Genomic DNA, 25,523 nt, shown 5'->3' on the forward strand with positions numbered 1-25,523 from the left:
CTGAGGCTTGCCGGAAGCGAAAGAAATGGTTAGCCGTCACATTCGTGGCCGTCCGCGAACCCATTCATTCGCCGCAAGTGTCGTTGGAACGCTGTAATGGACTCAATCGGTTAGTTGATGCCGGCCGGAGCGCTGCTCCCGCGCAAGGCCACTCTCCCCATGAGGCCAGAAAGGCGCCATCGAACGGTATGCATGCGAAGGAAAGCCGTTCCGCGAACGCGATGCCCAAGACCAAACTCCGGCGATCGCGATTAATTTTTCAGCGCGCAAAACCTCGTGCCCACAAATACGGCGCGCAATTGATCGAATTTTCAGCATTTCGCATAAACCATGTGCAATTCGGATATGATGCGCTATTCTCCCTCGCAGAACTCAAGGGAGACCAGAGGATGGCCGAGAGTTTAACCCGCAGGTCGGCGACGATTTATCCGTTCCCCGCGAAACCGCTCAGAAGGGTGGACAATCACCGGGACGAGAAGGCCGATCTGGACACGCAAGATGTTTGCGCTGCAGCCATAGACGGCTGCTGGTACCACGAAGAGGCCATTCGCGCGGAGACAAAAGGCAGTCCCGGCGTTCCAGGCAAGCTGAACTAATTCGGCCACACGCCTATTTTTTGATCATCTGCATGAATCGCAGGCGACGTCCGCTTGCGGAAGATACAGACGCCCGACGGCGAGAGCGCAGCGGCGTCGCCACCTGCCGATCCCGTCTGGAGGGGTTCCGTTCGCGCTATCCCTTCACCGCACCGGATGTCAGACCAGCAACGATCTTGCGCTGGAAAATCAGCACCAGCACCAACAGCGGCAATGTGACCGTCACCGACGCGGCCATGATCTGGCCGAAGGGATATTCGTAACGGCTGCTGCCGGTGAGCAGGCCGATCGCCACCGGCACGGTCCGGTTCTCGTCGGTCAGAATGAAGGTGAGTGCGAAGAGGAATTCGTTCCACGCCAGAATGAACGACAGCAGCCCGGTGCTGGCGATCGCCGGTCCCATCAGCGGCAGCAGCACATGGGTCAGCACCCTCAGCCGCGAACAGCCGTCGATGAGCGCCGCCTCCTCCAGCTCGGTCGGCAGATCGCGAATGAAGCTGGTCAGGATCCAGGTGGTAAACGGCAGCGTGAGGATGAGATAGGAGACGATGAGCGCCGACGGGCGGTTATAGAGCCCAAGCCAGCCGATCACTTCGAACATTCCCGACAGCACGACCACCTGCGGGAAAATCGAGATCATCAGGACGGCGATCAAGATGATCCGGCCCGGCGAAAATTGCAGCCGCCCGAGCGCGTAAGCCGCGAGAAGGCCGATCACGAGGGAAATCATCGTGCTGGCGAATGCGACCAGACCGGAATTCACGAGCGCTCCCATGAAGACCGGATTGTGAAACAGCTGCCAGTAATTGCTGAAGTCCAGCGACGGCACCAGACTGAACTGGTAAAGCGCTTGGCCGGATTTTGTCGACGAAACGATCGCCCAATAATACGGGAAAAGCATGTAGACGAGCACGGCCGCCACGCCCGCATAAAGGCCCACGGCCTTCATGCGCCTGATCGTACGATAGGTGCTGTTGGAATAGCGTTTTGCGGGAACAATCGTCGTCATCGCCATTTTCATCACCCCGTTGCACGGTCGAGGCGCAGGACGCCAACGATCAAGATCGCGATCAGCCCGATGATCATGAACACCCAGGTGGAAGCCGCGGAGCCGAGGCCAAGATCCTGAAAGCTGATGAGCTGGTCGCGGGCATAGATCGACATCGTCATGGTGTTTTCGTTGTTCGCCGCGAGCACATAGCTCAAATCGAACATTCTCAGCGCATCGAGCGTGCGAAACAGCATCGCGACGCCGATCGCGGGCGTGGCGAGCGGCAGCGTGATCGACCAGAAGCGCTTCCAGTGCGGCACGCCGGAAACCTCGGCAGCCTCGTAGATCTCTTCCGGGATCAACTGCAGCCCGGCCAGAATGAGGAGCACCATGAACGGTGTCGTGACCCAAACGTCGATGAAAATCACGGTATAGAGGATGAGCGAGGGCTCGGCGGTCCAGGCGATGCCCTTCTCAACAAGGCCCAGCGCCACGAAAAGCTTGTTGATAAGGCCGAACTGGTCGTTGAGCATCCATTCCCATATCCGGGTCGAGACGACCATCGGCATGGCCCAGGGAACAAGGATCGCGGCCCTGACGATACCCCGACCGACAAAGGCACGGTGGAGCAGCAGCGCGATCGCCAACCCCAGAAGCGTCTCCAGCCCGACCGATATCAGTGTGAAGAGAAGCGTGTTCCTGACCGCCCGCCAGAACACCGGGTCTTCGGCAACGGTTATGAAATTGTCGATTCCGACAAAGCCGTAGTTCGCCGGCGCGTCGAGGAAGGCATCGGTGAAGGAAAAGAAAATGCTGCGCGCAAGCGGCCAGATCGCGACGCCGACAAGCGCGATGATCAACGGCAGCAGAAACAGCCAGGCCGTGCGGTTCTGTTGCCGCTGCATCTTTTCGGCCGCGCTCACAGCGAAGCTCCCGATGCCAGTTGGACGGCGGCGCCATGATCAATCCGTCGTCCGTCCTCGTCGAAGAGATAGAGATTCTCGGGCTGCCAGGCGAGGCCGACCGGCTGGCCATCGGTGAATGCCGGCGGGCTTCCGGTAGAGCGCACCGTCCAGACCAGCGTTTCGCTTAGCCGCACATAACAGACATATTCGTAGCCGAGGTCCTCCATACGCTCGAAGGTTCCGCGGATCGCGCCCTTGGTCTCGGCGCCGACCAGCTTGAGGGCCTCCGGCCTGAGGCCGATCTCGACGGGGTTTTCGGCGCCGGCAAGCTCGGCGGCATGATAAAAGCCGCCGACGCCCCAAAGCACACCCGCAGACGAAGCATCCCGGTCGAGCGGTGCGAAGTTCATCCGCGGACTGCCGAGAAAGCCGGCGACAAACCGGTTCGCCGGCCGGTCATAAAGCTCCCTTGGCCGGCCGACCTGTTCTATGCGCCCCTGATTGAGGATGACGATCCGGTCGGCGAGCGTCATCGCCTCCGTCTGGTCATGCGTCACATAGATCATCGTCGTCTTCACGTCGGCATGCAGCTTTGCGATCTCGAAGCGCATTTCCATGCGCAGATCGGCGTCGAGATTGGAGAGCGGCTCGTCGAAAAGGAAAACCTCGGGCTCACCGACCAGAGCGCGGCCGATCGCCACGCGTTGCCGCTGTCCGCCGGAGAGCTGGCGCGGGCGCCGGTCAAGCAGATGGCTGATCTTCAGCATCTCCGCGACCTTGGTCACGCGGCGGCGGATTTCATTCTTGGCGAGACGTGCAGTTTCGAGCGCGAAGCTGATGTTGCGCGACACGTTCATGTGCGGATAGAGCGCATAGGACTGGAAGACGAAGGCGAGCCCGCGCTTCGATGCCGGCACGTCGGTCACCTGCTCGCCACCGATGAAGACGTCACCTTCGGAGACTGGGACAAGCCCGGCGATCAGGCGCAGAAGCGTCGACTTTCCGCAACCCGACGGGCCAACGAACACCATGAACTCGCCATCTTCGATTTCGAGATCGATCGACCGGATGACATCATAGGCGCCAAAGGTCTTGCTGACGTTTTTCAAGGTGACTGAAGCCATTACACTGTCCTTCAAAGGCCCGCCGCAGCGCGGTCGGCCAGGATTTCTCTGTCGCTGCATTCGAAGACGATGGTCGCCGGCCAGTCGGCGGTAAAGCTGCCGGCCGCCGCTATCCGCTTCAGCGCTTCCTTCTTGCCGCTGCCGCTCAAAAGCAGGCTGCATTTGCGCGCCTCGCTGATGGTCCTGAGCCCGACACTTAGCCCATGGGTCGGCACATCGTCGATGGAACCGAATGTCGGGAAGGTCTGAAGGTTGTCGCGCCGGGTCTGCTCCGCCAGCTCGATGACGCGCGTCCGGCTTTGCACCGAACTGCCCGGTGGATTGAACGCCACATGTCCGTCGCCGCCGCCGGAGGCGAGAATGAAGAAGTCGATGCCGCCCGCCTGCGCGATCCGCCTGTCGTATTCCTCCGGCTCATCGATCGCCGGAAACCAGATCTGATCGGCCCTTATCCTGTAGTCCGACGGCAGCGCTTCGTTGATCGGCGCCACGATTTCGCGCTCGGCAAAGCGCTTGCAGGAAAAATGGCGTTCGGGTGGCGCGAGTATCCATATCCCATCGTCGATAGCGGTCAGATATTCGTCCATCATCACGAGCACAAGCTGCGACAGGTCGATGGGGTTTTCCCGCAACTGCTGCGCCATCGCCCGATAGACGGGCCGTGGCGTGCGACCGGTCGGGCAGCCGAGAAGATAGCGCCGTCCACGGCGGGAAGCACCGAAAATTCCAGCCAGGATCTGCTTGGCAACATGAAAGCCCATCTCATCAGGGCCGTCGAAGACAATCGGCTTCGCCATCAGGAACTCGTCGTGTCGAAATGCATGTTTGCAAAAGGCACCTCCGGGGTTGCCGGAGGTGCCCCATCATTCATTCGCCGGCTTTCACATCGCGCTGCAGGCGCCGTTCCAGATCGGCGAGTTCCTTGGCGACATCATCCTTGCCGGAGATGATGTCGTGAACGGCCCGGTAGAACGTGCGGGAAATCCGGTTGTAATTCTTGCCGGTGGCGGCGGACGGACGAGCAACCGATTCCTCGAAGGCCGTCTTTGCCATGCCGAGGAAGGGAATTTTCGCCAGCACGTCGGCATCTTCGTAGAGCGCTCCGACGGTCGGATTGTAGCCGCCTTCAATCGCCCGCATCTTCTGGTCCTCGAAGCCGACCATGTAGCGCAGCAGGTCGGCCGCGAGCTCCTGCTTCTCAGAATATTTGGAGACGCCGAGATAGGCGGTGCCGAGCGTTCCGCTGGACTTCTGTCCCTCGGCGCCGAGCGGCAGCGCGGAGACGCCGACCTTGCCGACGAGCTTGCCGCCTTCCGCCTGCGAGGTGCCCCAGACATAGGGCCAGTTGCGATGGAACACGGCATTGCCGCTTTCGAACAGCGCACGTGAATTTTCCTCGTCGTAGTTGAGGACGCCCTCGGGCGAAATCGTGCCGATCCAGCCGCGCGCGCGGGTCAGCGCCGCTTCCGTCACGGGGCTGTTGATGGTGACCTCGCCGTCGTCGGAAATGATGGTTCCACCGCCGGCGGAAGCGATCCATTCGAGCGCATCGCAGGTCAGGCCCTCATAGCTGCGGCCCTGCCAGGCGTAGCCCCAGATGTCGGGATTGCCGGCCTTGCGCTCGGCATCCTGGATCTCCTTGGCGATCGCCGTCATTTCGTCCCAGGTCTTCGGCGGCTCTTTGCCGTATTTTTCCAGCAAGTCCTTACGATAGAACATCAGCCCGGTGTCGATGTAGAAGGGCATCGCCAGAAGCTTGCCGTCGAGGCGGGCGGCATCCGTTGCGGATGCGAAATGCGCCTTCACCTCGTCTTCGGGGATCATCGACGTGATATCAAGGAGATGATCCTTGAACATGCCGAGCCAGATGACGTCGATATAGAGCACGTCGATGTCCGACGATTGGGCCGCGAACAGCTGCTGGTAGATCGGGATGGCATCGTCGAGGTTCTGCGGCATCCGGTTGAGCTTCACCTCGTTACCGGTCTTTTCCGACCACTTCACCACGGCCTTTTCACACAATTCGTAATCGGTCGCGGAGCAGAACATCGAGACCGTTTCGGCTTTCGCCGGGAGCGCTGATGCGATGGCCACCACGGCCATGCCTGCGAGCATTTTCAGTTTGTGTTTCATGTCGTTCCCTCATTCGTTCTCTTGTGAACGTCGCTATATCGCGGCCTCCCGCCGCCGATATTTCGTAAGATTTTCTTGGAAAGGCAGATTGCGGCCGCCATATCCCGTCACCGCGAGCGATCCACAGATGACGGCAATTTCGATCGCGCCGCGAAGGTCCGGCTCGTTGAGCAGTCCGTGGACGAAGCCGGCGTTGAAGCAATCGCCGGCACCGGTCGTGTCGAATACATCGACGGCGAGCGCCGGCACGCGGCAGATCTCTCCCTTCGAAGAGGCGATTGCCCCCTCGGCACCGCATTTGACGACGACGGTCGGGCAGAAACGGGCGATCGAGGCGAGCGCGCGCTCAACGTCATCCTCGCCGGTCAACGCCTTCGACTCGGAGGAATTCGGCAGGAAGACGTCGATCAGCCTCAGCATTTCCTCCACACCGGGCGTCGAGAGTTTGTAATCGACGTGCTGCAGGTCGGAGCAGACGACGATGCCGAGGTCACGTGCCGCCTGAATCAAGGCGCGGCGCTCCTCGTCGAGCGAGAACCCCTGCAAGAGCAGGATGCGCGGCCTGATGCGCTCGAGATCCTCCGGCTTCGGCAGCGGGTCCGGTTGCTCGGCATAGCTGATGAAGCCCCGGTCATGCGCGAACGAAAATGCCGCGCTCACCCGGCGCAACGGTTTCTCCAAATGGATGAAGAGCCCGTCATCGATATTTTCCCGCCGCGCTTCGTCGACGATCATACGGCTGAAGATGTCGTTTCCGAAGGTGCACCACCAGCCCGCTTTGGTACCAAGTCGGGCAAGAGCGAGCGCCGTTGAATAGGCCGCACCCGGCACCCACTCGAATTCCTCGGCCCATAGATCGGCACTGATCTTCGGCACCTCCGGAAGTCCGCGGAAGATGAGATCGAAGTAGTATTCTCCGACCACCATCACATCATAGTGGGAACCAAGCGCCTCATTCACGACCAGTCACCTGCATATTGCGCATGCGCCGCGAGATATTCGTCGACCAGCGGCACCGCGCGCGAATAGGACAGCACCAGCGGATGCGCCATCAGCGCCTCGACGGCGAGCTCGCGGCTGCGTTCCTTGACTGCACGGACCGCCAGTCGCTCATAGCGCTTGACGTTTTGGACGAGCTGCGCCTGCGCCTCGGGCATGGCGCCCATCTTCAGCGGCCGGATGCCGCTCTTGTCTACCACGCAGCTTACTTCGACGACGTCATCGGCATGCAGTCCGTCGATCGCGCCCTCGTTGCGAACGTTGAGACCCGTGTAGCAGGGCTTTCCGGTCTGCAGCGCATCGACGAGGTTGAGCGCGACGCCGGCATAGCCCTCGCCCTCTTCACCCGTCTCGCCGGCGGCGATGCTGTCGACGAACTTGTCGGCCTCTTCCATGCTTGGCGCATCCGCCAGCGCATAATGCATATAGGTCGCGTTGCGCCGCCGCTCATAGGCGTAGTAGGCGGCCAATGCTTCCTTGGCATCGGTATCCAGATTGATTGTGCCGAGCTTGGCAATCAGCGCCGCGTTCAGGTCTTTTACCTCTTCGCCACGCGTCCGCTCGTCGGACTTGAGCGCTTCGACCGCCCTTTCCGCATAGTAGTAGTAATAGAGATATTCGTTGATCCAGTTGCGCTGATGGCGGATCAGCTTGCTGTCGAACATGCGCTGCGACGTCGCGCGGATGAAGGCGTCGTCGTCGAGCAGCGGCTGCAGCACTTCCTTGCCATCGATCCTGGCACCCCTCGTAAAGGAGAGGTGGTTGAGGCCATAGACCTCGGCGCGCACGTCGTTCTGCGGCACCTTGTACCAGCGCGCCAAAGCCTCCTGCGCACCGTTCGCACCGTCGCAAATGCCGACGGTGCGATGATAGCCTTCGTTCTGCAGGGCCTGGGCAACCAGGCCGGCAGGGTTGGTGAAGTTGAACAGCCAGGCGTCCGGACTGACCTTTTTCAGGATTTCCGCATATTTCAGGATGACGGGGATGCTGCGGAGCGCCATCGCAAAGCCGCCCGGACCGGTGGTCTCCTGCCCCAGAACGCCATGGGCAAGCGCGATGCGCTCGTCCTTGATCCGGCCCTCTTCGTTGCCGGGCCGGACGGTGGTCACGACATAGCTTGCTCCTTCCAACGCCCGCTCGGCATCGACCGACATGGTGACCTTGACCGGGGACTGCATGCGCCGTGCCAGTTCCTGGCTGATCCGCCCGAAAAGATCGAGTTTCCGCTCATTGATGTCCTGCAAGCAGATCTCGGTCAGACCGCTTCTCTCCGCGCGCCGCAGTGCAGATCCGACAAACAGGGGTGCCCGGACTCCGCCGCCGCCAATCAAGGTCAGTTTCATTCTTTACTCCGCCGTTCCGACTGTGATATCGCTACTGGATATAACCAGTCATGTCAACGCGGGCTCCAGGAAGCTTTCGCACGATCCACAGGATGGCTGAAAGATGCATGACGGTCGAAGCAAGGCGAAACGGAAAACGCCCGCCGGGCTCTTGTCTTGAACCTTGCCAGGTGTAATGCAGGAGAGCATCCGGCAACTGGCGGCTGAAACGAAAAGACGCATGGCGCGACACGCAAATCTCCCGGACGAGAGTTCCATCGATCGCAACCATCCGGATGCGCTCTACGTGCAATTGCGAAATCTGCTCAAGGGCATGATCGAAAGGCGGGAACTTGCGGTCAATGACAAGCTTCCATCCGAGCGGGAACTGGTCGCCGTTTATGGCGTCAGCCGCATTACCGTGCGCCAGGCAGTGAAGGAGCTCGAGAATCTCGGCTATCTGCAGACGCGGCCCGGCAAGGGCATCTATGTCACCGCACCGACACCGATCTATGAGCTCGAGGTCGTGCGCAGCTTCACCCAGACGGCCTACGCGAACAACCGCAAGCCCGGCATGCGCCTTCTCTCGGGCAAGATCATCCAGGCCGACGCGGAAGTCGCGCGGCCGCTATCGCTGCCGACAGGGGCCGATGTCGTTTTCCTCGAGAGATTGCGCCTCCTCGACGACGTGCCGGTGGTCATCCAGCGGGACTGGTTTTCCGCCTCGCTCGCGCCGGGCATTCTCGACATCGACTGGACGGTCGAGAACAGGTCGCTCTACGCGGAATTCGAGAATCGCTACGGAATCATTCCGTCGCGCGGCCAGTCGACCGTGAGCGCAAGACTCGCCTCCGACATCGAGGCGTCATTTTTGCAGCTCGAGGTTCCGGCCGCGGTTTTGACACTGGATCAGATCGCCTATGACAATCATAACCGCACGGTCAATGTGAGCGCCGCCGCCTACCATCCGACCCGCTATCCGCTGTCGTTGACCCAGTCGCATCGAAGGCTGTGAGCCCTCCTCTGCCGCGGCGCGGGTGATTTTCGCCCGCCAATTTTCCCGCAACCATAGATTTGTGTACCGATCCGGCGATCTACCCAAATCGTCTGTTCCCGCGGAAACACGAAATGCTTTCGGACTCGTCGATATATGGCGGCGAGAACGGCAGGGAACGTTCTTCAAGTCACGCAATACTGCATGACTTGCGAGGGGTTCGACTGGGGAGACACTCCGTGAAACGGCACCGCATCTAATCTATCGATGCCTTGTCGCTCGACGATGAGCGACCGCCCGCCATGGGCGCCTCTTCCGAAAAACCAGCAAACATCACGCCGAGGCAGCCGCCTCGGCCAACAGAGACGCATGTCCCGATGCATTGGAACAAGGAAACAGAAATGGCGAATATCTTCGGAACTGCCGGCAAGGACATTTTGACCGGCAGCGATCTTGAGAGTGATTTCATCATGGCGCTTGCCGGCGACGACATCGTCAACGGCGGCATGGGCAGCGATACGGTGAACGCCGACGAGGGCAACGACACCGTCAGCGGCTCGTTCCAGAACGACAGCCTCATGGGCGGCGACGGCAACGACACGCTAAACGGCAATAGCGGAAGCGACATGCTGAGCGGCGGCGCCGGACAGGACAAGCTCAACGGCGGCAGCGGTCGGGACATAATAACCGCTTTCGAACTCAGCGAAATTTCCGGCGACGTCGTCGATGGCGGCTCCGGCACCGACATGGTGATGATCGACTACTCGGAGCATGGAGCAAAGCTCAACATCGCGATCAAGGACTGGATCGCACCGCAAACGCTGACCGGAGGCATCCAGACGACGAATGTCGAGTCGTTCAGCATCACCGGAACGAATTTCGATGACGTCATTACCGGCGGCAACTATTCCGACATGCTGATGGGGGGACTCGGACACGACCGGCTCTCGGGCGGGCGCGGTCATGACATGCTCCAGGGAGGAGACGGCAACGATACGCTCATCGGCGGCTACGGCTTCGACTTCCTGAGCGGCGACGCCGGCAATGACAACATATACGGCGACGCCGGCACCGACTACCTGAGTGGCGGCGACGGCGACGACAAGGTCTACGGCGGCGACGGCGCGGACTCGCTCTCGGGAGATGCCGGCAACGACCTGCTTTCCGGCGGCAACGACAGTGACGCCATGACCGGCGGCGCGGGGGCCGATAGCCTGGCAGGCGACGTCGGCAATGACTCGCTCGATGGCGGCATCGGCGACGACAAGCTCGAAGGCGGCACCGGCGACGACACGCTCAGCTACACCTACGGTCAGGGCAAGGACACGATCACCGACGTGAGCGGCAGCGACCGGCTGGTCATTCGCAGCTTCAGCGGAAACTTCACCGCCAAGGCATCGACGGAGCTCAATACGCTTGCCGGCGGCACGACGTTCAAGGGCATCGAGCACTACTCGATCTACGCGACCGGTTCGACGGTCAACAAGGTCGTGACCGGGAGTGGCAATGATTATGTCGACGCCGCCGGCGGCGATGACTTCGTCGATGGTGGTGCCGGTAACGACACGCTTCTCGCCGGAATTGGCCGGGACACCGTCAATGGCGGCATCGGCAACGACGCCGTGACCCTGGGCGACGGTGGCGCAGACAAGGGCGACGGCGGCACCGGCACCGACACCGTCGCGGTCGACCGCCGCTCGCTGACAACCGCACAGACCTTTTCCGCGACCGGTGCCAGCGCAACGCTATCGGATGGAACAAGCCTCAACAACTTCGAGCGTTATCGCGTCGAATTCGGCTCCGGCAATGACGTGGTGAAGTCCGTCGGTTCCGCGCAGAGCGTTGCCTTCTACGGTTACGGCGGCAACGACACGCTGATCGGCACCAATGGCGGCGACACGCTCGATGGCGGAGAGGGAAGCGACACGCTCAACTCGGGCGCCGGCAACGACGTCATCCGCGATTTTGGCGGGAAAAACTCGATCAATGCCGGGGACGGCAACGACGTGGTCAGTGTCGGCGACAGCGCGACGGGTGCTGCCAGCTACAATACAGTCAACCTCGGAACCGGCGACGACAGCTTCACGCGGACGGCCTCGACCGGCACGCTGGTCGTCGATGGCGGGACGGGCACGGATTCCGTCTCCATCAATTTCAGCAAGTACACGCAGGGCATCACCTTCAAGCTTGCGCCATCGGTAACGGCGACAAATGCCCCGGTCACGGTGAAGAACGTCGAACGGGTTGCACTTGTCGGCGGAACGGGCAACGACATCTTTGGCGGCGGCAGCCTCAACGACGATCTGCGCGGCGGCGCTGGCCACGACAGTCTCAACGCCGGGGCGGGCAACGATTTCCTTTCCGGCGATGCCGGCAACGATACAATGCGCGGTGGAACGGGCAACGACACCATCTACGGTGACACGTCCACCACCACCGGCGGCAGGGATCTGATCTACGCCGAGGATGGCAACGACAAGGTCTATGCCGGTATCGGAGACCGCTCCGATGGTGGCACAGGAACGGACGTGCTCAACCTGAACGTCGCCGAGCAGACGAAGGACATCACCTTCAACTTCTCGACGGGCACGGTTAACGTCGATACCGCTACATCCTTCAATGCCTTCGAAGCGCTCGAATATGTCGGCAGTAAGGGCAAGGACACGGTTACGGGCGGCTTGCTCAATGACGTCCTCGACGGCATGGCGGGCAACGATGTCCTCAAGGGCGGCAATGGCAATGATCGTCTGCGCGACGGCGCCGGCGACGACCAACTCTTCGGCGACGCCGGAAATGACATCCTCACCCGCACCGCTCATTCCGGCAAGGATCTCTTCGACGGCGGTGCCGGTATCGATACGCTGAGCTTCGCGGAAGGCGAGACATCCGTCGTCCTCGACCTGCAAACCCAGACCAAGAACAAGGGACTGGCGCTCGGCCTCACCGTCAAGAATTTCGAGACGATCATCGGCAGCGCGGCGGATGACGAAATTCGCGGCGATGCGACGGGCAACACGCTCTATGGCAAGGGTGCCGACGACATCCTCGATGGCCGTGACGGCAACGATACGCTCATCGGTGGCGCAGGCGACGACTGGCTGACCGGCGGTACCGGCAACGACAGGTTCGTCTTCGATCGCGAAGGGCGCGACGGTGAAGGCGATGTCATCACCGACTTCGTCCGCGGCCAGGACAAGCTTGTCATCGATCGCGCCGCCTTCGGCATCGCCGCCGGGGACACGACCGTGACGCTCGTTACCGGCACGGACCCGGTCGCCACAAGCGGCAAGGGCACGTTCCTGTTCGAAAGCGACAACGGCCGCCTCTGGTACGATGCCGACGGCAACGCCGCGACGGCGGACCTGGAACTGGTCGCGATCCTGCAGAACGTCAAGTCACTCTCGACGAGCGACTTCTCCTTCCTCTAAAACGACCCTTCCGCCAGCAAGGAAGCACAGCGATGCGCCCGTCCCGCGAATGCGGGGCGGGCGCATCGCTGCCGCCGGTTAGAGCATTTCACCGTCTTGTCGAAACGGTGAAATGCTCTAATTCCGCCGAGCGATACCCGTCTCGGCTGGCTCTCCGGGGGCGGCTCTTTGGCTGGGTTTTTCAACTCCCGGGATAAGGCCTATTTGCTCCGCTAGAAAGTCGATCAGCAACCGCACCCGCGCAACGCTCGCGCGTTCCGGAACGATCAGCATGCTCAGTGGAACGGACGGAAGCGAATAATCGGGCAAGATCGCCGTGAGCCGTCCGGTCGCCAAGAGATCGTCGACCAGCCATCGATGCGCGGGCGCAATGCCTCGCCCAGCGGCAAGCGCCTCGCGTGCGGCAAGTCCGTGATCGACCCGAAAACGTCCCCCAAAAGGAACCGCATGGTGTTCACCGCCGGGCCCCTGCAAGATGAGGATGTCGCTTCCCGCCACATTCGACATCCGGATGCCCTCATGGCCTGTCAGGTCCCGGGGAACAACTGGCGCACCCCGCGCCGCCAGATAAGCCGGCGCTGCCACCAGCAGACGCCGGCACTCCCCGATCGCTCTGAGCTTCATGGAGCTGTCAGCAAGCGGACCCAGGCGAAGCGCGATATCGACACCTTCGTGCACAAGGTCGATTCGATCGTCGGTGAGACTGAGGTCGACCCCGATATCGGGATAGAGATCCTGGAAGGCGAAAATCAGTCGGCTGACGTGCATGACCCCAAGGGCCGCCGTGCAGGATATACGGATTGTACCGGCTGGCGCGCCACGCGTGCCGCGCGCCTCGTCCACGGCCTGCTCTACGAGACGAAGGACTTGAACGCTGCTGGCGTAATAGCGGCTGCCTTCATCGGTCAGGGTGACGCGTCGGGTGGTTCTGCTGAGCAGAGGCACGCCGACGGCATCTTCGAGTTCTTTGATATGCCGTGTAATCGTTGACTGCCCCACGCCGAGTTCTCGCGCAACGGCCGACAGGCTCCCGCGCTCGGCCACCCGGACGAAGGTGCGCATACGTTCCAATGTGACGTCCGATTTATCCATTATTCAGCAAATTCCTATCCATTATGCACATCTAGTGGATCATTACCGCATTGGCTACCTAAGGATCGATTTCCCCTATCGGAGGCCGACCTCATGAAAGTCCTACTCGTCTTCGCCCATCCCGAACCGCGCTCGCTCAACGGTGCGCTCCGCGACGTCGCCATCAAGGAACTGGAAGCCCAAGGCCACGAAGTGCGAATGTCGGATCTTTATGCTGCTCGCTGGAAATCCGAGATCGACCATGCCGATTTTCGATCGCTGGCTCCGGACGCCCGGTTGAAAGTGGCGAAGGCCTCGGGAGAAGCTTTCGCCACCAACGCTCTGACCGAAGACGTCAAGGCCGAGCACGAGAAGCTCCTATGGGCAGACGTCCTGATCCTGCAGTTTCCACTGTGGTGGTATGCAATGCCGGCGATCCTCAAAGGCTGGGTGGATCGGGTATACGCATATGGCTTCGCGTATGGCGTCGGCGAGCACAGCGACAAGTATCGGGGTAAGCGCTTCGGAGAGGGAACCCTTGCGGGTAAACGCGCGATGTTGCTCGTGACAACCGGTGGCTGGGAGGAGCATTACTCCGCGCGCGGGATCAACGGGCCGATCGACGACCTCTTATTCCCGATCAATCACGGGATTCTCTTTTATCCGGGCTACGATGTGCTCCCGCCGTTCGTCACTTACAGGGTCGATCGCCTCGACGAGACCGGCTTCCATGTCGTGGCCGAGCGCCTGCGCGAGAGGATGCGGACGCTTGGCTCGACTCCGCCCATTCCCTATCGGCGGCAGAACGGCGGAGATTATGTGATCCCGACCCTTCAGCTCCGCCCTGGTCTGGCCGATCCAGATGCAAACGGCTTTGCTCTTCACCTGGACGGCACAGACACGGTCGACGAGACTAGTCTTCGCGGAAGGCGTGCCGCATCTGGTCCGTTAGCGGCTTCGTCAGGTAAGAGATCACCGTGCGGTCGGCAATCTTGATGAAAACCTCCGCGGGCATACCGGGATAGAGTGACAGCCCCTTGAGCTTTGCGAGACTTTCCTGCTTTGGCCGGATGCGCAACGGGTAGTAGGTGGCGCCGGTGCGTTCGTCGGTCACGAGGTCCGGCGCGATTGTTGCCACCTCCGCCTCGACCTCGGGGGTCGTGCGTTGATTGAAGGCACTGAAGCGGATTTCAACCGGCTGGCCGACATGGATCTGGTCGATGTCGTGGGTGGCAACCCGGGCCTCCACCGTCAGGTCGTCGGCTTCGGGCACGACGAGCATCAGTGTCTCCCCGGCATTGATCACACCGTTTACGGTATGGATGGCGAGCTGATAGATGCGGCCCGAAAGCGGTGCCGTGATATCAAGCCGCCGCAACTGGTCGGAGGCGGCGGTGCGGCGTTCCTCGTATTCGGCGATTTTCGCCTCCACATCCGTCAGCTCCTTGGAAATTTCCGTCCGCCGGTCCTCGTCGAGCTGGAGGATCTGCAGGTCGATCTCGCTCGACTTGCCGCGCGCCTGGGCACGGGCGGCGATGCGCTGTCCGCGGTCGCCCTCGAGCTCGGCACGCTGGCGCTTCAGCGTCGTCACACGCTGCATCGGCACGAGCCCCTGGCCGTAGAGCGAGTCGACGCCGGTCAGTTCCTCGGCGATCAGCTTGAGCGCATCTTCGATCGCCTTCAATTGCACCGTCAGCCCTTCGATCTCGTCGGCCAACTGCGCCTTTCGGGAAGCGAGCTGACCTTTCATACCGGTGAGAGCCGACCGGCGGCTGGCAAAGAGCTTTTGCTCGCTATCGACGAGCTTTGTCGCCGCCGCACCGGAGACCAGCTCGACGAGATCCTCATCGATCTCGAAGGAGGTCGCCCCGATCCGCTCCGCCTGAAGTCGGGCGCTACGGGCATAGAGTTGCGCCAGCGTGCTTTCGACAATCGCCAGATTGGCGCGAACCGTGGTGCCGTCGAGACGGATCAGCACCTGCCCCGCCTCCACCCGGTCACCCTCGCGGACCAGCAGTTCGCCGACGATACCGCCGGTGAGGTGCTGGACCTTCTTGACGTTGTCGTCGACCACGACGACGCCGCCGGCAACGACTGCACTCGACAATTCCGTCGTCGCCGCCCAACCGCCAACACCGACAACAAGGGCGACAGCCAGCGTGGAGACGGCAACCATATGGCGTCCGAGCGAGCGGCGGGCGCTCGGCATCTGTTTGTTGCTATCGCTCATTGCGCCGCCTCCTGGCCGTCACCGACAATCTTCAGCGGCGCCGGCCGCTCTGTCTGCTGCACGCGTTCCTTGCGCAGCACCTTGCCCAGCACCTCGTCCCTTGGACCGAAGGCCTGCATGCGTCCCTCCTGCATCATCAGGACGAGGTCGGCACTCGCAAGCGCGCTCGGCCGATGCGCGACGACGACGACGATGCCGCCGCGGGCGCGAACATTCATGATCGCTTCGCTCAGCGCCTGCTCGCCTTCAGCGTCGAGGTTGGAATTGGGCTCGTCGAGCACGACGAGGAAGGGGTCGCCGTAAAGCGCCCTGGCGAGCGCTATGCGTTGGCGCTGTCCGGCCGAAAGCGCCGTGCCGCCCTCCCCGATCTCGGTTTCGTAGCCGTTCGGAAGGCGAAGGATCAGGTCATTGACGCGCGCCGCCGTGGCGGCCGCGACGATCGCCTCGGGCGTGGCGTCTTCGGCGAAACGGCAGATATTCTGCGCAACCGTTCCCTCGAAAAGCTCCACGTCCTGCGGCAGATAGCCAATGTGCCTGCCGAGCGCATCGCTGTCCCATTGGTCGAGAGCTGCTCCGTCAAGACGCACGGAACCGCGATAGGCGGGCCAGAGGCCAAGGATGGCACGGGCGAGCGACGACTTGCCCGACGCGCTCGGGCCGATGACGCCGAGCGCGCTGCCGGCGCGGACCGTGAAACTGATGTCGGTGAAGATCAGACGCTGCGCCGCCGGCGGCCCGCTCGCCAGTCCCTCGACGCTCAGTCGGTCGCGCGGGGTCGGCAATGCCAGCGGCGCCTCGGCCTCCGGCAGCGCCCTGAGCAGTTCCTTCAGCCGCTGCCAGCTCTGCCGCGCGCCGACAAGGCCGCGCCAGTTGCCGATAGCGAGTTCCACGGGCGCAAGCGCGCGGGCGGTGAGGATGGAGCCGGCGATGATAATGCCCGGCGAGGCCTGACCCTTGATCACCAGAACCGCGCCCGCTGCCAGCACACCCGACTGCAGCGCCATGCGGAAAACCTTCGACACCGCGCCGTATCCATTGCCGATGTCGGACGTGCGGCGGTTCTCCAGCCGGAATTCCTCGTTGCGCCGTTCCCAGAGGTCGGTCAACCGCCCCGACATGCCCATCGCCTGAACGACCTCGGCATTGCGCTGCGACGCCTGGGCGAAGGCATTGCGCATGCCGCCCGCCTCCGACGCCTTCTTCGCCGGCGCCTGCGTCCCACGATTGGTGAGATAGGTCAGTAGCGTCAGGATCAGCCCGCCGCCGATCGCGATCAGCCCGATGACGGGATGGAAGAGAAAGCAGATGGCAATGTAGAAAGGCAGCCAGGGCAGGTCGAAAAGAGCGGCCGGACCGGCACCCGACAGGAACGACCGCACCTGATCGAAATCACGCAGCGCCTGCAGGCCATCTCCGTGAACCCTCAGCTTCAAGGGCGCCTTGACGAGCGCCCGGTAGATGCGTCCGCTCATCGTCTCGTCGAGCGCGCCGGCGATGCGCACCAGCATGCGCCCGCGGATCAGCTCGAATGCACCCTGGAAGCTGTAGAGAAGCAGCGCCAGGAAAGAGAGTGCGATCAGCGAAGGAATGCTCCGGCTCGGCAGCACCCGGTCATAGACTTCGAGCATGAAGAACGAGCCGGTGAGATAGAGAATATTGACGAGCGCGCTGGCGACCCCGACGACGATGAAGGCTGCACGACAGTCGCGCAGCGCCTGCGCAGGATCGACATTCTTGCGATTTGATATTGCTTTTGATTTAGGCACTGACTGAAATCTCCGCATCGGCTCGTCGGGCCGTTTGAACTCTGCTAACCGATGTTTTCAGAGGCAGCAATGTAGAGTTGTTCCCCGGGAAACAATGATCCCTTCGAAAGCTTAAATATTGACTTTTGTCGGACCGGAGCGCTTGACCGCGCCACTGCGTCCCAACCATAAGCATGTCATTCAAGCCGCCTGGCGGCCGTTCTTTGGTTTTGGCGGGTACAAGCTGGCGTCGCCAGCGGCGCGCCGCGTGCATTTTGCCCCACGCCCTCCATAGAGACGCTTCCGGCCTCTTCAATCTCTCGACGGCTAACCACCGGGCCACCGCGGCACATCCTTGCCGCGCAAGAGCGCCCGTGACCACAACATAGCAAATGCAAGATCGAACGGACAGCGGCAGCGATCCTGTGCTATCGGATGAATCGCACTTTTCGTCCGCCAATCCGATACTTTGCGGCCCGTCATGAAGCACTATCTCCGGAATCTGACTGCGAAAGAACGCAATGAGGCGACCGATCGCCATCTGGCCTTCTATCTGACATTCGTCGCCGGCGCTGCCAATGCCGGTGGCTTCATGGCGGTGCATCAATATACGTCGCATATGTCGGGCATCGTTTCCGCGATCGCCGACAACATCGTCCTCGGGAATATCGCACTGGTTCTGGCCGGCCTTGCCGCGCTCTTCTCGTTCGTTGCCGGCGCCGCCACGTCCGCCATCCTCATCAACTGGGGCCGACGCCTGGAACTGCAGGCGGAATATGCGCTTCCGCTGCTGTTCGAGGCGCTTCTGCTCATCTGCTTCGCTGCGAGCGGGGTATTTTTCCACCTGCGCGAAAGTCTCGCCGTATCGACCACGGTCATGCTTCTCTGCTTCATCATGGGGCTGCAGAACGCCATCATCACGAAGCTCTCCGGCGCCAGAATCCGCACCACGCACGTGACCGGCCTGGTGACCGACGCGGGCATCGAGCTTGGAAAGCTGATCTACTGGAACCGCGACAGCGCCAGGAGCTCCCGGCTGCATGTCCGCGCCGATCGCCGGAAGTTGCGCCTTCTCACATCCTTGATCGGGCTTTTCCTGGTTGGCGGGGTCTGCGGTGCCCTTCTCTTCAACAATCTGGGCGTTTCTGCGGCGCTGTTCCTCGCCGCGCCCTTGATGCTGATTGCGGCGCTCCCCGTGATCGAGGACGTCCGGTCTGCCTTGAACCGATAGAATAATTGCCCGCGACCTCAGTCCAATGACGGCCGGGAGTCCGGAAAACGGGCAGTCTCGACCGCGGCCGCTTCCAATGCCAGCTGATGGGCCTCGATGTTGCCGCCCCTGCCCCAGTTCGCGGCAACGCTCATCAATTCATCCATCTCCCTTCTGAGATGATGCCACGCCAGAATGTCTTCGGCATGGGCGACATTCACGCGCGGGTCGTAGAACCGGCTGATTTCTTCGGCGACCTCCCTGCGCGCGGCCTCCAGGCGGCCCTTCAGGTCGTTGACTTCATCTTTCACCAGGAAATAGCGCCGCATCACCGCAACAAGCGCAAGATCGTTCGGACTGACGTTCAAGGACATCCCCCGTCGTTTCATGACTGCCGACCTACAGCGCCGCATGTCTTCTCATGCAAAGGACGCTGTAACACTTTGAATTGCTGCATGTTTTCACCCTTAAATCCGCTACGATAAGGAAACATGCAGTAGGTCGAACGGATGCATGCTGCGCAGCCGCCCCACCTGGCACCCACGCCATCACGCGAAACTTTGACGCTTTTCCGGCAACGGCCAAAGAAAAGCCCGGCGTCGGGAGACGCCGGGCCAAAACCGCCGGAGCTGTGGAGAAATCGTATCGCCTTAAGGCTCTGCTCGCTATTTCTTCCTGTAGATCAGCACGGGGATCGTCGAATGCGTCAGCACCTTCGCGGCGACGCTACCGATGATCAGGGCGCCGACACCGCCGCGGCCGTGCGATGCCATGATGATGAGATCGGCGCCGATATCCTCCGATTTCTTGATGATCGCGCGATAGACCTCGTGGCTACGGGCCTGATCCGTCCCGCACGGCACGCCGGCACGCTCGGACCTGGCTGCGGCGTCGGCAAGTATTTCCCCGGCATGCTGACGGGAGAATGCCTCATATTCCTCCTTCGTGCTGGCGAGCTGGTCGGCGTCGGTCGAAAAGAGGTGGAATGGCTCCATCACGGTCAACACCGTGATCCTTGCGCCGGCTTCCTTTGCAAAGGCAATGCCGGCGTTCAAGGCCACTGTGGCGAGCGGCGAACCGTCCGTGGGGATGAGAATGTTGCGGAACATGAGAACCTCCCGTTGACTTCGGAGTTCAAGCTAGCCGCATCGCTGTAAGTCACATTGACCCAGATCAATGCTTTAGATATCGCTTATTCACATTATATCACGCCAAAGCAAAATGGCCCGGCAGGATCCCGCCGGGCCATCTCTCGACAATGATTCCGTCTCTCGGGCCCCGCTCTTAGGCTTCGACCCGAAACCGTGCGTTCGGCTCCTCTTCATGCTCCTCCCGCCGATTGTGACGGATCGATGACCAGAGCGAGAGACCGATGAGGCCCGCACCCCCAAGACCTGTGACGACTTCGGGAATGTGGATCAGCGTCTGGAAGTACATCACCACCGAAAGGATCAGGATCGCATAGAAGGCGCCGTGCTCGAGGTAGCGATATTCGTTGAGCGTGCCCTTCTCGACCAGCATGACCGTCATCGAGCGGACATACATGGCGCCAATGCCCAGGCCGATCGCGATGATGAACAGGTTCTGCGTCAAGGCGAAGGCGCCGATGACGCCGTCGAACGAAAAGCTGGCATCAAGCACTTCCAGGTAGAGGAACGCACCGAAACCGCCCTTCGCCGCCGCGCTCATCGTCTGTTGCGAAGCATCAAGCAAGCCGCCCACGACCTCGACGACCAGGAAGGTGAGCAGCCCATAAATGCTGGCGTAGACGAAAGTGTGCACGTACTGGGCTTCGAGCAGGGTCGAGAAAGCGAGGATGACGCTCAGGACCAGGGCGATCTCGATGCCCTTGATGGTCGCGAATCGCGCCATCTTGCGTTCCAGCCAGGCGATCCAGTGCACATCCTTCTCCTGATCGAAGAAGTAGTTGAGGCCAACCATCATCAGGAAGGTTCCGCCGAAAGCGGCGATCGGCAGATGCGCGTCGTTCATGATGCGGGCGTATTCTTCGGGGCGAACCGCCGCGAGGATCACCGCGTCGATCGGCCCGATATTGGCCGCGATGACGACGATCAGCAGCGGAAAGACGATGCGCATGCCAAAAACGGCGATGATGATGCCCCAGGTCAGAAACCGGTGCTGCCAGACCGGTGTCATATCCTTGAGCTTGTTGGCGTTGACGATGGCGTTGTCGAAGGACAGCGAGATTTCGAGGACAGCGAGCACCGCACAGATGAAGAAGACGGTCATCGTGCCGCTGAACGTACCAGTCGACTGCCAGCCGAGCCAAACGCCAAGCAGCAGACCGAGGGCCGTAACGATGAAGGCCCATTTGAAATAACCGAGGGCGCTCGTTTGCGAACGGGGCTGGATCATCGACGACCCTCCCCGGCACGACGTGCCTCGGCGATTGCGGACGAGAGATTTCCTGTAAGGAAAAAGCGCACAGCCGAATAGGCACATGCGTTGGGCATGAGATCAGTTTTCATGGTAGCTAATCCGCCGGCGTGATTTGCTGGCGGTACCGACATCACGAGAGCGCCGTAAAACTCTCGCCAGAGGGGCCCGGCACCAATGTTCATCCCGCGGTTCGATGTCTAAAAGGCGGGACCGCTTTTTTACTTAGCAGCGCGACGCGCCTCGTCAAGGGGTGAGCGGCAGCCGAGACGCCACCTTGCGGTCGGAACCGCGCGTATACAGACGCGACAATATTCGCGCGGCGCCGGCGTTTCGCATGGAACCAAAGTTGGTTCCGGCGGGTTTAATTTCCAGCAAAGACAACCTGTGAGGCAACGCGCCATGCACAGTTTCTGGTGGGACAAGAGTGTCCAGGTGGAACTCGACGACGCAGGCAAATATCGCGACGTGAAGAGCACGCGCGAGGCGGTCGAATGCCTCATGCTGCGTTGGCCCCATCAGGACGGGCGCGCCCTTGCCGCTGCAAAACGCGTCTGCTTGCAGGTGCTTGAGGGCAAGGTCAAGACCGAGAAGGCTCGCAGGGCGTTTATCAAGGCTGCCGAAGAGGCGCACATTTCCATCCGGAGCCAGTAACAGCATTCGCATGTCCGGAAGCCTGTCGCTCCGAGGCACAAGAGCATCGGCCCGCGAAAATCGGAATCGATCTCTGGAAAGCATGATGCCGCAAAGGCAAAGTCGTTAGGCATGCCTCGGCGCCCCCAGCCGGTCCGAAGGCATTCAACCTGATATAGGACGCAGGATGTGCGGATATCCCTTTCGCTCGTTCCCCCTATCCCGCGCCGATGACCCCGCTCGGGGACAGGAAAGGAAAGCGATGTACGAGATTCCCTGGAGCGCGCCGGTCAGTCTGACCATGCTGGACGGCCGGTGCCGCACGGTCATCGGTCCGCTCGACGCGATGAAGTGTCTGCAGAGCGAATGGCCTGTTCGAGGCGGCGCCTATTACAGCTATGCGATGCGCGCCTGCGAGGCGGCGGTCAAGCGCCGGAAAAGCCCGAGCGAAGCACGCGCCGCCTTCGTCTGTGCCTCGCGAGAGGCTTTTCTGACGATCCTGGCCGGTCAAGGGCGGGAGGAAGGCAGTGATGGATACCGGCCCCTGGAGTGAATGCGTACCGATCCGCATGCCCAACGAGACGGCCGTGCACATGGTCTCCAACACCCGCCAGGCCGCGGAACTGCTGTCGAAGCACTGGCCGGTCAACCACGGCCAGGCCTATGAACACGCACTCGATATCTGCCAGGCAGTGCTCGAACGCGATTGGCCGTCCTACGTCGCCCGCGCTGCATTTGTCGCGGCAGCAAGGGAGGCGGGCGTAAATCTGCTGGACTGAGATCGGTAGCGGCAACGCAGTGAAAGCCCAATCAGGCGGGGTGATGCAGCACGCTGAGGCCGCCGTCCACCGTCAGGCAGGCAGCATTCATAAAAGTACATTCGTCGGAAATCATGAACAGGGCGGCGCGGGCAATCTCATCAGCCGTTGCGATACGCCCGCCCGGATGCAGCTTCATCGTTTCCGCTTCGGCCGCTTTCGGGTCGGGGAAGCTGTTCCAGTATTCGATCACCTTCTGGGTCAGCACGTAGCCCGGAGCGAGCGCGTTCACGCGGATTCCCTTCGATGCATATTCGATCCCGAGCGACTTCGTCATGCCGATGAGCGCATGCTTGGCAACGGGATAGGGGAAGGTGTGAGGAATGATGGTGAAAGCATGCGTCGAGGCGATGTTGAGGATGACCCCGCCGCCCGCCTCGATCATGCCCGGAAGTGCCGCCTTGCAACAGTTCCAGGCGCCCTTGAGGTTCACGTCGAAGCAACGCTGCCATTCCGCATCGCTCGTCGCCAACGGCTCCCCGAACACGTTGAGACCAGCATTGTTGACCAGCGCGTTCGGGCGCCCGATGGTTTCCTCCGCCCTGGCAAAGGCCGCAGCGATTGCCCCGGCATCGGTGATATCGGCGACCGCCGAGGAAACCCGGCCGCCTGCTTCCTGAAGCCGCCTTGCTTCCCTTTCAAGCAGCGGCCCATCGCGGTCGATCAGAAAGAGGCTGGCCCCTTCGCCCTGGAATAGCTCGGCCATGGCAAGGCCGATACCCTGGGCCGCGCCCGTTATGACGATGCGCTTGCCGTTGAGCCTGTTTCCCATGATCCTCCTCCTCTATTCCCGCGTCACCATTCGGCGACGCTGCCATCCTCGTGGCGCCAGATCGGGTTACGCCAGCGATGGCCTTCTCGCGCGCGCTCGATGACATAGGCCTCGTCGACTTCGACGCCCAGGCCAGGCCCGTGCGGGATCGATACGAACCCATCCTCGTAGCGGAACACCTCCTTGTTGGAGATGTAATCGAGAATGTCGTTGGCCGCATTGTAGTGGATGCCGAGGCTCTGCTCCTGGATGAAGGCGTTATAGCTGACGGCATCGACCTGAAGGCAGGCCGCGAGCGCGATCGGACCGAGCGGGCAATGCGGCGCGAGCGCCACGTCATAGGCCTCCGCCATCGCCGCGATCTTGCGGCACTCCGTAATGCCGCCCGCATGCGAAAGGTCCGGCTGGATGATGTCGACATAGCCGTCTGAAAGAACCGACTTGAAGTCCCAGCGGGAATAGAGGCGCTCGCCGAGTGCGATCGGCGTCGAGCAATGGTTGGCGATCTCCTTCAGCGCCTCCCGGTTTTCCGACAGTACCGGCTCCTCGATGAACATCAGCTTGAATTGCTCGAGTTCCTTGGCGAGCACCTTGGCCATCGGCCGATGCACACGGCCATGGAAGTCGACGCCGATGCCGACATGCGGGCCGATCGCGTCGCGGATGGTGCCGATGGTCGAGACGGCCTTGTCGATCTTCTCGTTGCTGTCGACGATCTGCAGTTCTTCGCAGCCGTTGAGCTTGATCGCCTTGAAGCCGCGGGCGACGACGTCCTTGGCATTGCGCGCAACGTCGCTCGGCCGGTCACCGCCAATCCAGGAATAGACCTTGATCTTGTCGCGGCATTGGCCGCCGAGCAACTGATGGACCGGCTGGCCGAGAGCTTTGCCCTTGATGTCCCAGAGCGCCTGGTCGATGCCGGCAAGAGCACTCATGTGCAAGGCGCCGCCGCGATAGAAGCCGCCGCGATACATGACGTTCCAGTGGTCTTCGATCAGGAACGGATCCTTGCCGACGAGGTAATCAGCGAGCTCGTGCACGGCCGCCTCGACCGTCAGTGCACGGCCTTCGACCACTGGCTCGCCCCAGCCGACAACGCCCTCGTCGGTTTCGATCTTGAGAAACAGCCAGCGCGGCGGAACGATATAGGTGGTCAGCTTGGTAATCTTCATGACGTGATGTCCATTGAGGGAAGAGCAAACGGGCGGGCGCCCGTTTCACGGGTTGTTCAGGAGACCGGCGCCTACAGGCCGGTGCCGTTTGACGGCCGCCGCGAGGTCGCGCGCCGCAAGATCCAGCATGCGCATCGAACAGTCGCGCGCCGCCGCCTTGTCGCGCATGCGCAATGCCTCCACCAGTTCGCCATGGATGTCGATGGCCTCATCGCGGCGTTCGGCGGCTTCGTTCGAAGCGTGCAGAGAGAACTTGAGCGCCGTCTGGATGATGCCGACCAGTTGCAGGAAAACCTGGTTGTGGCTTGCCTTCAGAAGGCAGGTGTGGAAGGCGACGTCGGCATCGGTGAAGCCCGCGAGGTCGCGCTCGCCGTCGCGCATGCCCTGCCAGGCGCGTTCGAGATCGGCGATTTCCTGAACGGTCGCGCGCTCGGCGGCGAATTCCGCCGCCGCCGGCTCGATCGCCCGGCGCGCTTCCAGAATGCAGTTCAGCAGATCGAATTCGAAGATGCGCTCGCCGATCCATTCCAGAACCTGCGAATCGAGAATGTTCCACTCTTCCTTGCTGCAGACGACCGTACCAACGCGGGAGCGGCCGCGCACCATGCCCTTGGATTCGAGAATCTTCAGCGATTCCCGGATCACAGTGCGGCTGACGCCATAACGCTCGCAGAGATCGTTTTCGCGAGGCAGGAACGTGGCGACCGGAAAAACCTCGGCGCAGATATCGGAGGCAATGGCCCGCGTGATGTTCTTCTGGACGCGCGGGCGGCGCTGCAGCCGTTCTGCCGCAATACCCTGGTGCCCTTGCCCTTCCGCTGCCATCGCCATCCCCATGCTGATCAAATCGATGCTCCATAGCGCAGATCACCCAGGCTGGCGACAGCGCGCCGAAGCGCACGCTTCATTGTTATACATCACTATCGCATTCATCATACAATGGCAATTGACGAATATGATGATTCATCATACACAAATGCCAA

23 protein-coding genes and 1 pseudogene are annotated in these 25,523 nt (G+C 61.6%); 8 read left to right on the forward strand and 16 right to left on the reverse strand.

Annotated elements, in window-relative coordinates:
- Nucleotides 1-188: 188 nt before the first annotated feature.
- Nucleotides 189-596: a DUF2735 domain-containing protein gene (locus ILFOPFJJ_RS36480; protein WP_246299669.1), complete on the forward strand. Its 408-nt coding sequence runs from the start codon at nucleotides 189-191 to the stop codon at nucleotides 594-596.
- Between the two features lie 136 nt (nucleotides 597-732).
- On the opposite strand, the gene ILFOPFJJ_RS16170 is transcribed toward ILFOPFJJ_RS36480, so the two are convergent.
- From ILFOPFJJ_RS16170 to ILFOPFJJ_RS16200, 7 genes are all read right to left on the reverse strand, one after another.
- The gene (locus tag ILFOPFJJ_RS16170) at nucleotides 733-1,611 is read right to left on the reverse strand and encodes a carbohydrate ABC transporter permease (protein ID WP_376741425.1); all 879 of its coding nucleotides are present in this window, start codon (nucleotides 1,609-1,611) and stop codon (nucleotides 733-735) included.
- A 5-nt stretch (nucleotides 1,612-1,616) separates the two neighbouring features.
- Nucleotides 1,617-2,510 (reverse strand): ABC transporter permease subunit, encoded by an 894-nt coding sequence (locus ILFOPFJJ_RS16175; RefSeq protein ID WP_173511597.1) that lies wholly within the window; start codon nucleotides 2,508-2,510, stop codon nucleotides 1,617-1,619.
- Nucleotides 2,507-3,616 (reverse strand): ABC transporter ATP-binding protein, encoded by a 1,110-nt coding sequence (locus tag ILFOPFJJ_RS16180; protein WP_173511598.1) that lies wholly within the window; start codon nucleotides 3,614-3,616, stop codon nucleotides 2,507-2,509. The genes ILFOPFJJ_RS16175 and ILFOPFJJ_RS16180 overlap by 4 nt, the downstream gene beginning before the upstream one ends.
- 11 nt (nucleotides 3,617-3,627) lie before the next feature.
- Nucleotides 3,628-4,413 carry a 6-phosphogluconolactonase gene (locus tag ILFOPFJJ_RS16185; protein ID WP_173511599.1) on the reverse strand — a complete coding sequence of 262 codons (786 nt, stop codon included), beginning with the start codon at nucleotides 4,411-4,413 and terminating at the stop codon, nucleotides 3,628-3,630.
- A gap of 70 nt (nucleotides 4,414-4,483) precedes the next feature.
- Nucleotides 4,484-5,749 carry an ABC transporter substrate-binding protein gene (locus ILFOPFJJ_RS16190; protein ID WP_173511600.1) on the reverse strand — a complete coding sequence of 422 codons (1,266 nt, stop codon included), beginning with the start codon at nucleotides 5,747-5,749 and terminating at the stop codon, nucleotides 4,484-4,486.
- Between the two features lie 33 nt (nucleotides 5,750-5,782).
- Nucleotides 5,783-6,715, reverse strand: coding sequence for a carbohydrate kinase family protein (locus tag ILFOPFJJ_RS16195; RefSeq protein ID WP_173512465.1), 933 nt, complete (start codon nucleotides 6,713-6,715; stop codon nucleotides 5,783-5,785).
- Nucleotides 6,706-8,091 carry a family 4 glycosyl hydrolase gene (locus ILFOPFJJ_RS16200; protein ID WP_173511601.1) on the reverse strand — a complete coding sequence of 462 codons (1,386 nt, stop codon included), beginning with the start codon at nucleotides 8,089-8,091 and terminating at the stop codon, nucleotides 6,706-6,708. The genes ILFOPFJJ_RS16195 and ILFOPFJJ_RS16200 overlap by 10 nt, the downstream gene beginning before the upstream one ends.
- A gap of 220 nt (nucleotides 8,092-8,311) precedes the next feature.
- On the opposite strand from ILFOPFJJ_RS16200, the gene ILFOPFJJ_RS16205 reads away from it, so the two are divergent.
- Nucleotides 8,312-9,085 (forward strand): GntR family transcriptional regulator, encoded by a 774-nt coding sequence (locus tag ILFOPFJJ_RS16205; RefSeq protein WP_173511602.1) that lies wholly within the window; start codon nucleotides 8,312-8,314, stop codon nucleotides 9,083-9,085.
- Between the two features lie 380 nt (nucleotides 9,086-9,465).
- Nucleotides 9,466-12,492 carry a calcium-binding protein gene (locus tag ILFOPFJJ_RS16210; protein ID WP_173511603.1) on the forward strand — a complete coding sequence of 1,009 codons (3,027 nt, stop codon included), beginning with the start codon at nucleotides 9,466-9,468 and terminating at the stop codon, nucleotides 12,490-12,492.
- A 117-nt stretch (nucleotides 12,493-12,609) separates the two neighbouring features.
- On the opposite strand, the gene ILFOPFJJ_RS16215 is transcribed toward ILFOPFJJ_RS16210, so the two are convergent.
- Nucleotides 12,610-13,584 (reverse strand): LysR family transcriptional regulator, encoded by a 975-nt coding sequence (locus ILFOPFJJ_RS16215; RefSeq protein WP_173511604.1) that lies wholly within the window; start codon nucleotides 13,582-13,584, stop codon nucleotides 12,610-12,612.
- A 93-nt stretch (nucleotides 13,585-13,677) separates the two neighbouring features.
- Between ILFOPFJJ_RS16215 and ILFOPFJJ_RS16220 the strand changes: the two genes are divergently transcribed.
- The gene (locus ILFOPFJJ_RS16220; RefSeq protein WP_173511605.1) at nucleotides 13,678-14,559 is read left to right on the forward strand and encodes an NAD(P)H-dependent oxidoreductase; all 882 of its coding nucleotides are present in this window, start codon (nucleotides 13,678-13,680) and stop codon (nucleotides 14,557-14,559) included.
- Here the strand turns inward: ILFOPFJJ_RS16220 and ILFOPFJJ_RS16225 are convergent.
- Together ILFOPFJJ_RS16225 and ILFOPFJJ_RS16230 are read right to left on the reverse strand one after the other, a co-directional pair.
- Nucleotides 14,477-15,793: an HlyD family type I secretion periplasmic adaptor subunit gene (locus tag ILFOPFJJ_RS16225; RefSeq protein WP_173511606.1), complete on the reverse strand. Its 1,317-nt coding sequence runs from the start codon at nucleotides 15,791-15,793 to the stop codon at nucleotides 14,477-14,479. The two genes, ILFOPFJJ_RS16220 and ILFOPFJJ_RS16225, sit on opposite strands and share 83 nt — an antisense overlap.
- On the reverse strand, nucleotides 15,790-17,577 hold the full coding sequence (locus ILFOPFJJ_RS16230; RefSeq protein ID WP_173511607.1) for a type I secretion system permease/ATPase: 1,788 nt from the start codon (nucleotides 17,575-17,577) through the stop codon (nucleotides 15,790-15,792). Before ILFOPFJJ_RS16230 ends, ILFOPFJJ_RS16225 begins: the two co-directional genes overlap by 4 nt.
- Before the next feature lie 442 nt (nucleotides 17,578-18,019).
- Here ILFOPFJJ_RS16230 and ILFOPFJJ_RS16235 point away from each other — a divergent pair.
- Nucleotides 18,020-18,751 (forward strand): annotated as a pseudogene (locus ILFOPFJJ_RS16235) (YoaK family protein); the annotation flags it as partial.
- Between the two features lie 35 nt (nucleotides 18,752-18,786).
- Here the strand turns inward: ILFOPFJJ_RS16235 and ILFOPFJJ_RS16240 are convergent.
- The 3 genes from ILFOPFJJ_RS16240 to ILFOPFJJ_RS16250 form a co-directional block, all read right to left on the reverse strand.
- Nucleotides 18,787-19,122, reverse strand: a complete 336-nt coding sequence (locus tag ILFOPFJJ_RS16240) for a hypothetical protein (protein ID WP_173512466.1) — start codon at nucleotides 19,120-19,122, stop codon at nucleotides 18,787-18,789.
- A gap of 291 nt (nucleotides 19,123-19,413) precedes the next feature.
- Nucleotides 19,414-19,857, reverse strand: a complete 444-nt coding sequence (locus ILFOPFJJ_RS16245) for a universal stress protein (protein ID WP_173511609.1) — start codon at nucleotides 19,855-19,857, stop codon at nucleotides 19,414-19,416.
- Nucleotides 19,858-20,032: 175 nt separating this feature from the next.
- A complete protein-coding gene (locus ILFOPFJJ_RS16250) occupies nucleotides 20,033-21,124 on the reverse strand; it encodes a DUF475 domain-containing protein (protein ID WP_173511610.1) in 1,092 nt (363 codons plus the stop codon).
- 423 nt (nucleotides 21,125-21,547) lie between these two features.
- On the opposite strand from ILFOPFJJ_RS16250, the gene ILFOPFJJ_RS16255 reads away from it, so the two are divergent.
- The 3 genes from ILFOPFJJ_RS16255 (at nucleotide 21,548) to ILFOPFJJ_RS16265 (ending at nucleotide 22,557) form a co-directional block, all read left to right on the forward strand.
- Nucleotides 21,548-21,799, forward strand: coding sequence for a DUF982 domain-containing protein (locus ILFOPFJJ_RS16255; RefSeq protein WP_173511611.1), 252 nt, complete (start codon nucleotides 21,548-21,550; stop codon nucleotides 21,797-21,799).
- 241 nt (nucleotides 21,800-22,040) lie between these two features.
- The gene (locus ILFOPFJJ_RS16260) at nucleotides 22,041-22,331 is read left to right on the forward strand and encodes a DUF982 domain-containing protein (RefSeq protein ID WP_173511612.1); all 291 of its coding nucleotides are present in this window, start codon (nucleotides 22,041-22,043) and stop codon (nucleotides 22,329-22,331) included.
- On the forward strand, nucleotides 22,309-22,557 hold the full coding sequence (locus ILFOPFJJ_RS16265) for a DUF982 domain-containing protein (protein ID WP_173511613.1): 249 nt from the start codon (nucleotides 22,309-22,311) through the stop codon (nucleotides 22,555-22,557). The genes ILFOPFJJ_RS16260 and ILFOPFJJ_RS16265 overlap by 23 nt, the downstream gene beginning before the upstream one ends.
- 31 nt (nucleotides 22,558-22,588) lie before the next feature.
- On the opposite strand, the gene ILFOPFJJ_RS16270 is transcribed toward ILFOPFJJ_RS16265, so the two are convergent.
- From ILFOPFJJ_RS16270 to ILFOPFJJ_RS16280, 3 genes are read right to left on the reverse strand one after another with little or no spacing between them, the layout of a single operon-like run.
- Nucleotides 22,589-23,368 (reverse strand): SDR family oxidoreductase, encoded by a 780-nt coding sequence (locus ILFOPFJJ_RS16270; RefSeq protein ID WP_173511614.1) that lies wholly within the window; start codon nucleotides 23,366-23,368, stop codon nucleotides 22,589-22,591.
- Between the two features lie 23 nt (nucleotides 23,369-23,391).
- On the reverse strand, nucleotides 23,392-24,540 hold the full coding sequence (gene dgoD, locus ILFOPFJJ_RS16275; protein ID WP_173511615.1) for a galactonate dehydratase: 1,149 nt from the start codon (nucleotides 24,538-24,540) through the stop codon (nucleotides 23,392-23,394).
- Between the two features lie 45 nt (nucleotides 24,541-24,585).
- Nucleotides 24,586-25,371, reverse strand: coding sequence for a FadR/GntR family transcriptional regulator (locus ILFOPFJJ_RS16280; protein WP_173512467.1), 786 nt, complete (start codon nucleotides 25,369-25,371; stop codon nucleotides 24,586-24,588).
- Nucleotides 25,372-25,523: the final 152 nt, after the last annotated feature.

Origin of the sequence: Sinorhizobium psoraleae (assembly GCF_013283645.1) — a bacterium.
GTDB lineage: Bacteria > Pseudomonadota > Alphaproteobacteria > Rhizobiales > Rhizobiaceae > Sinorhizobium > Sinorhizobium psoraleae.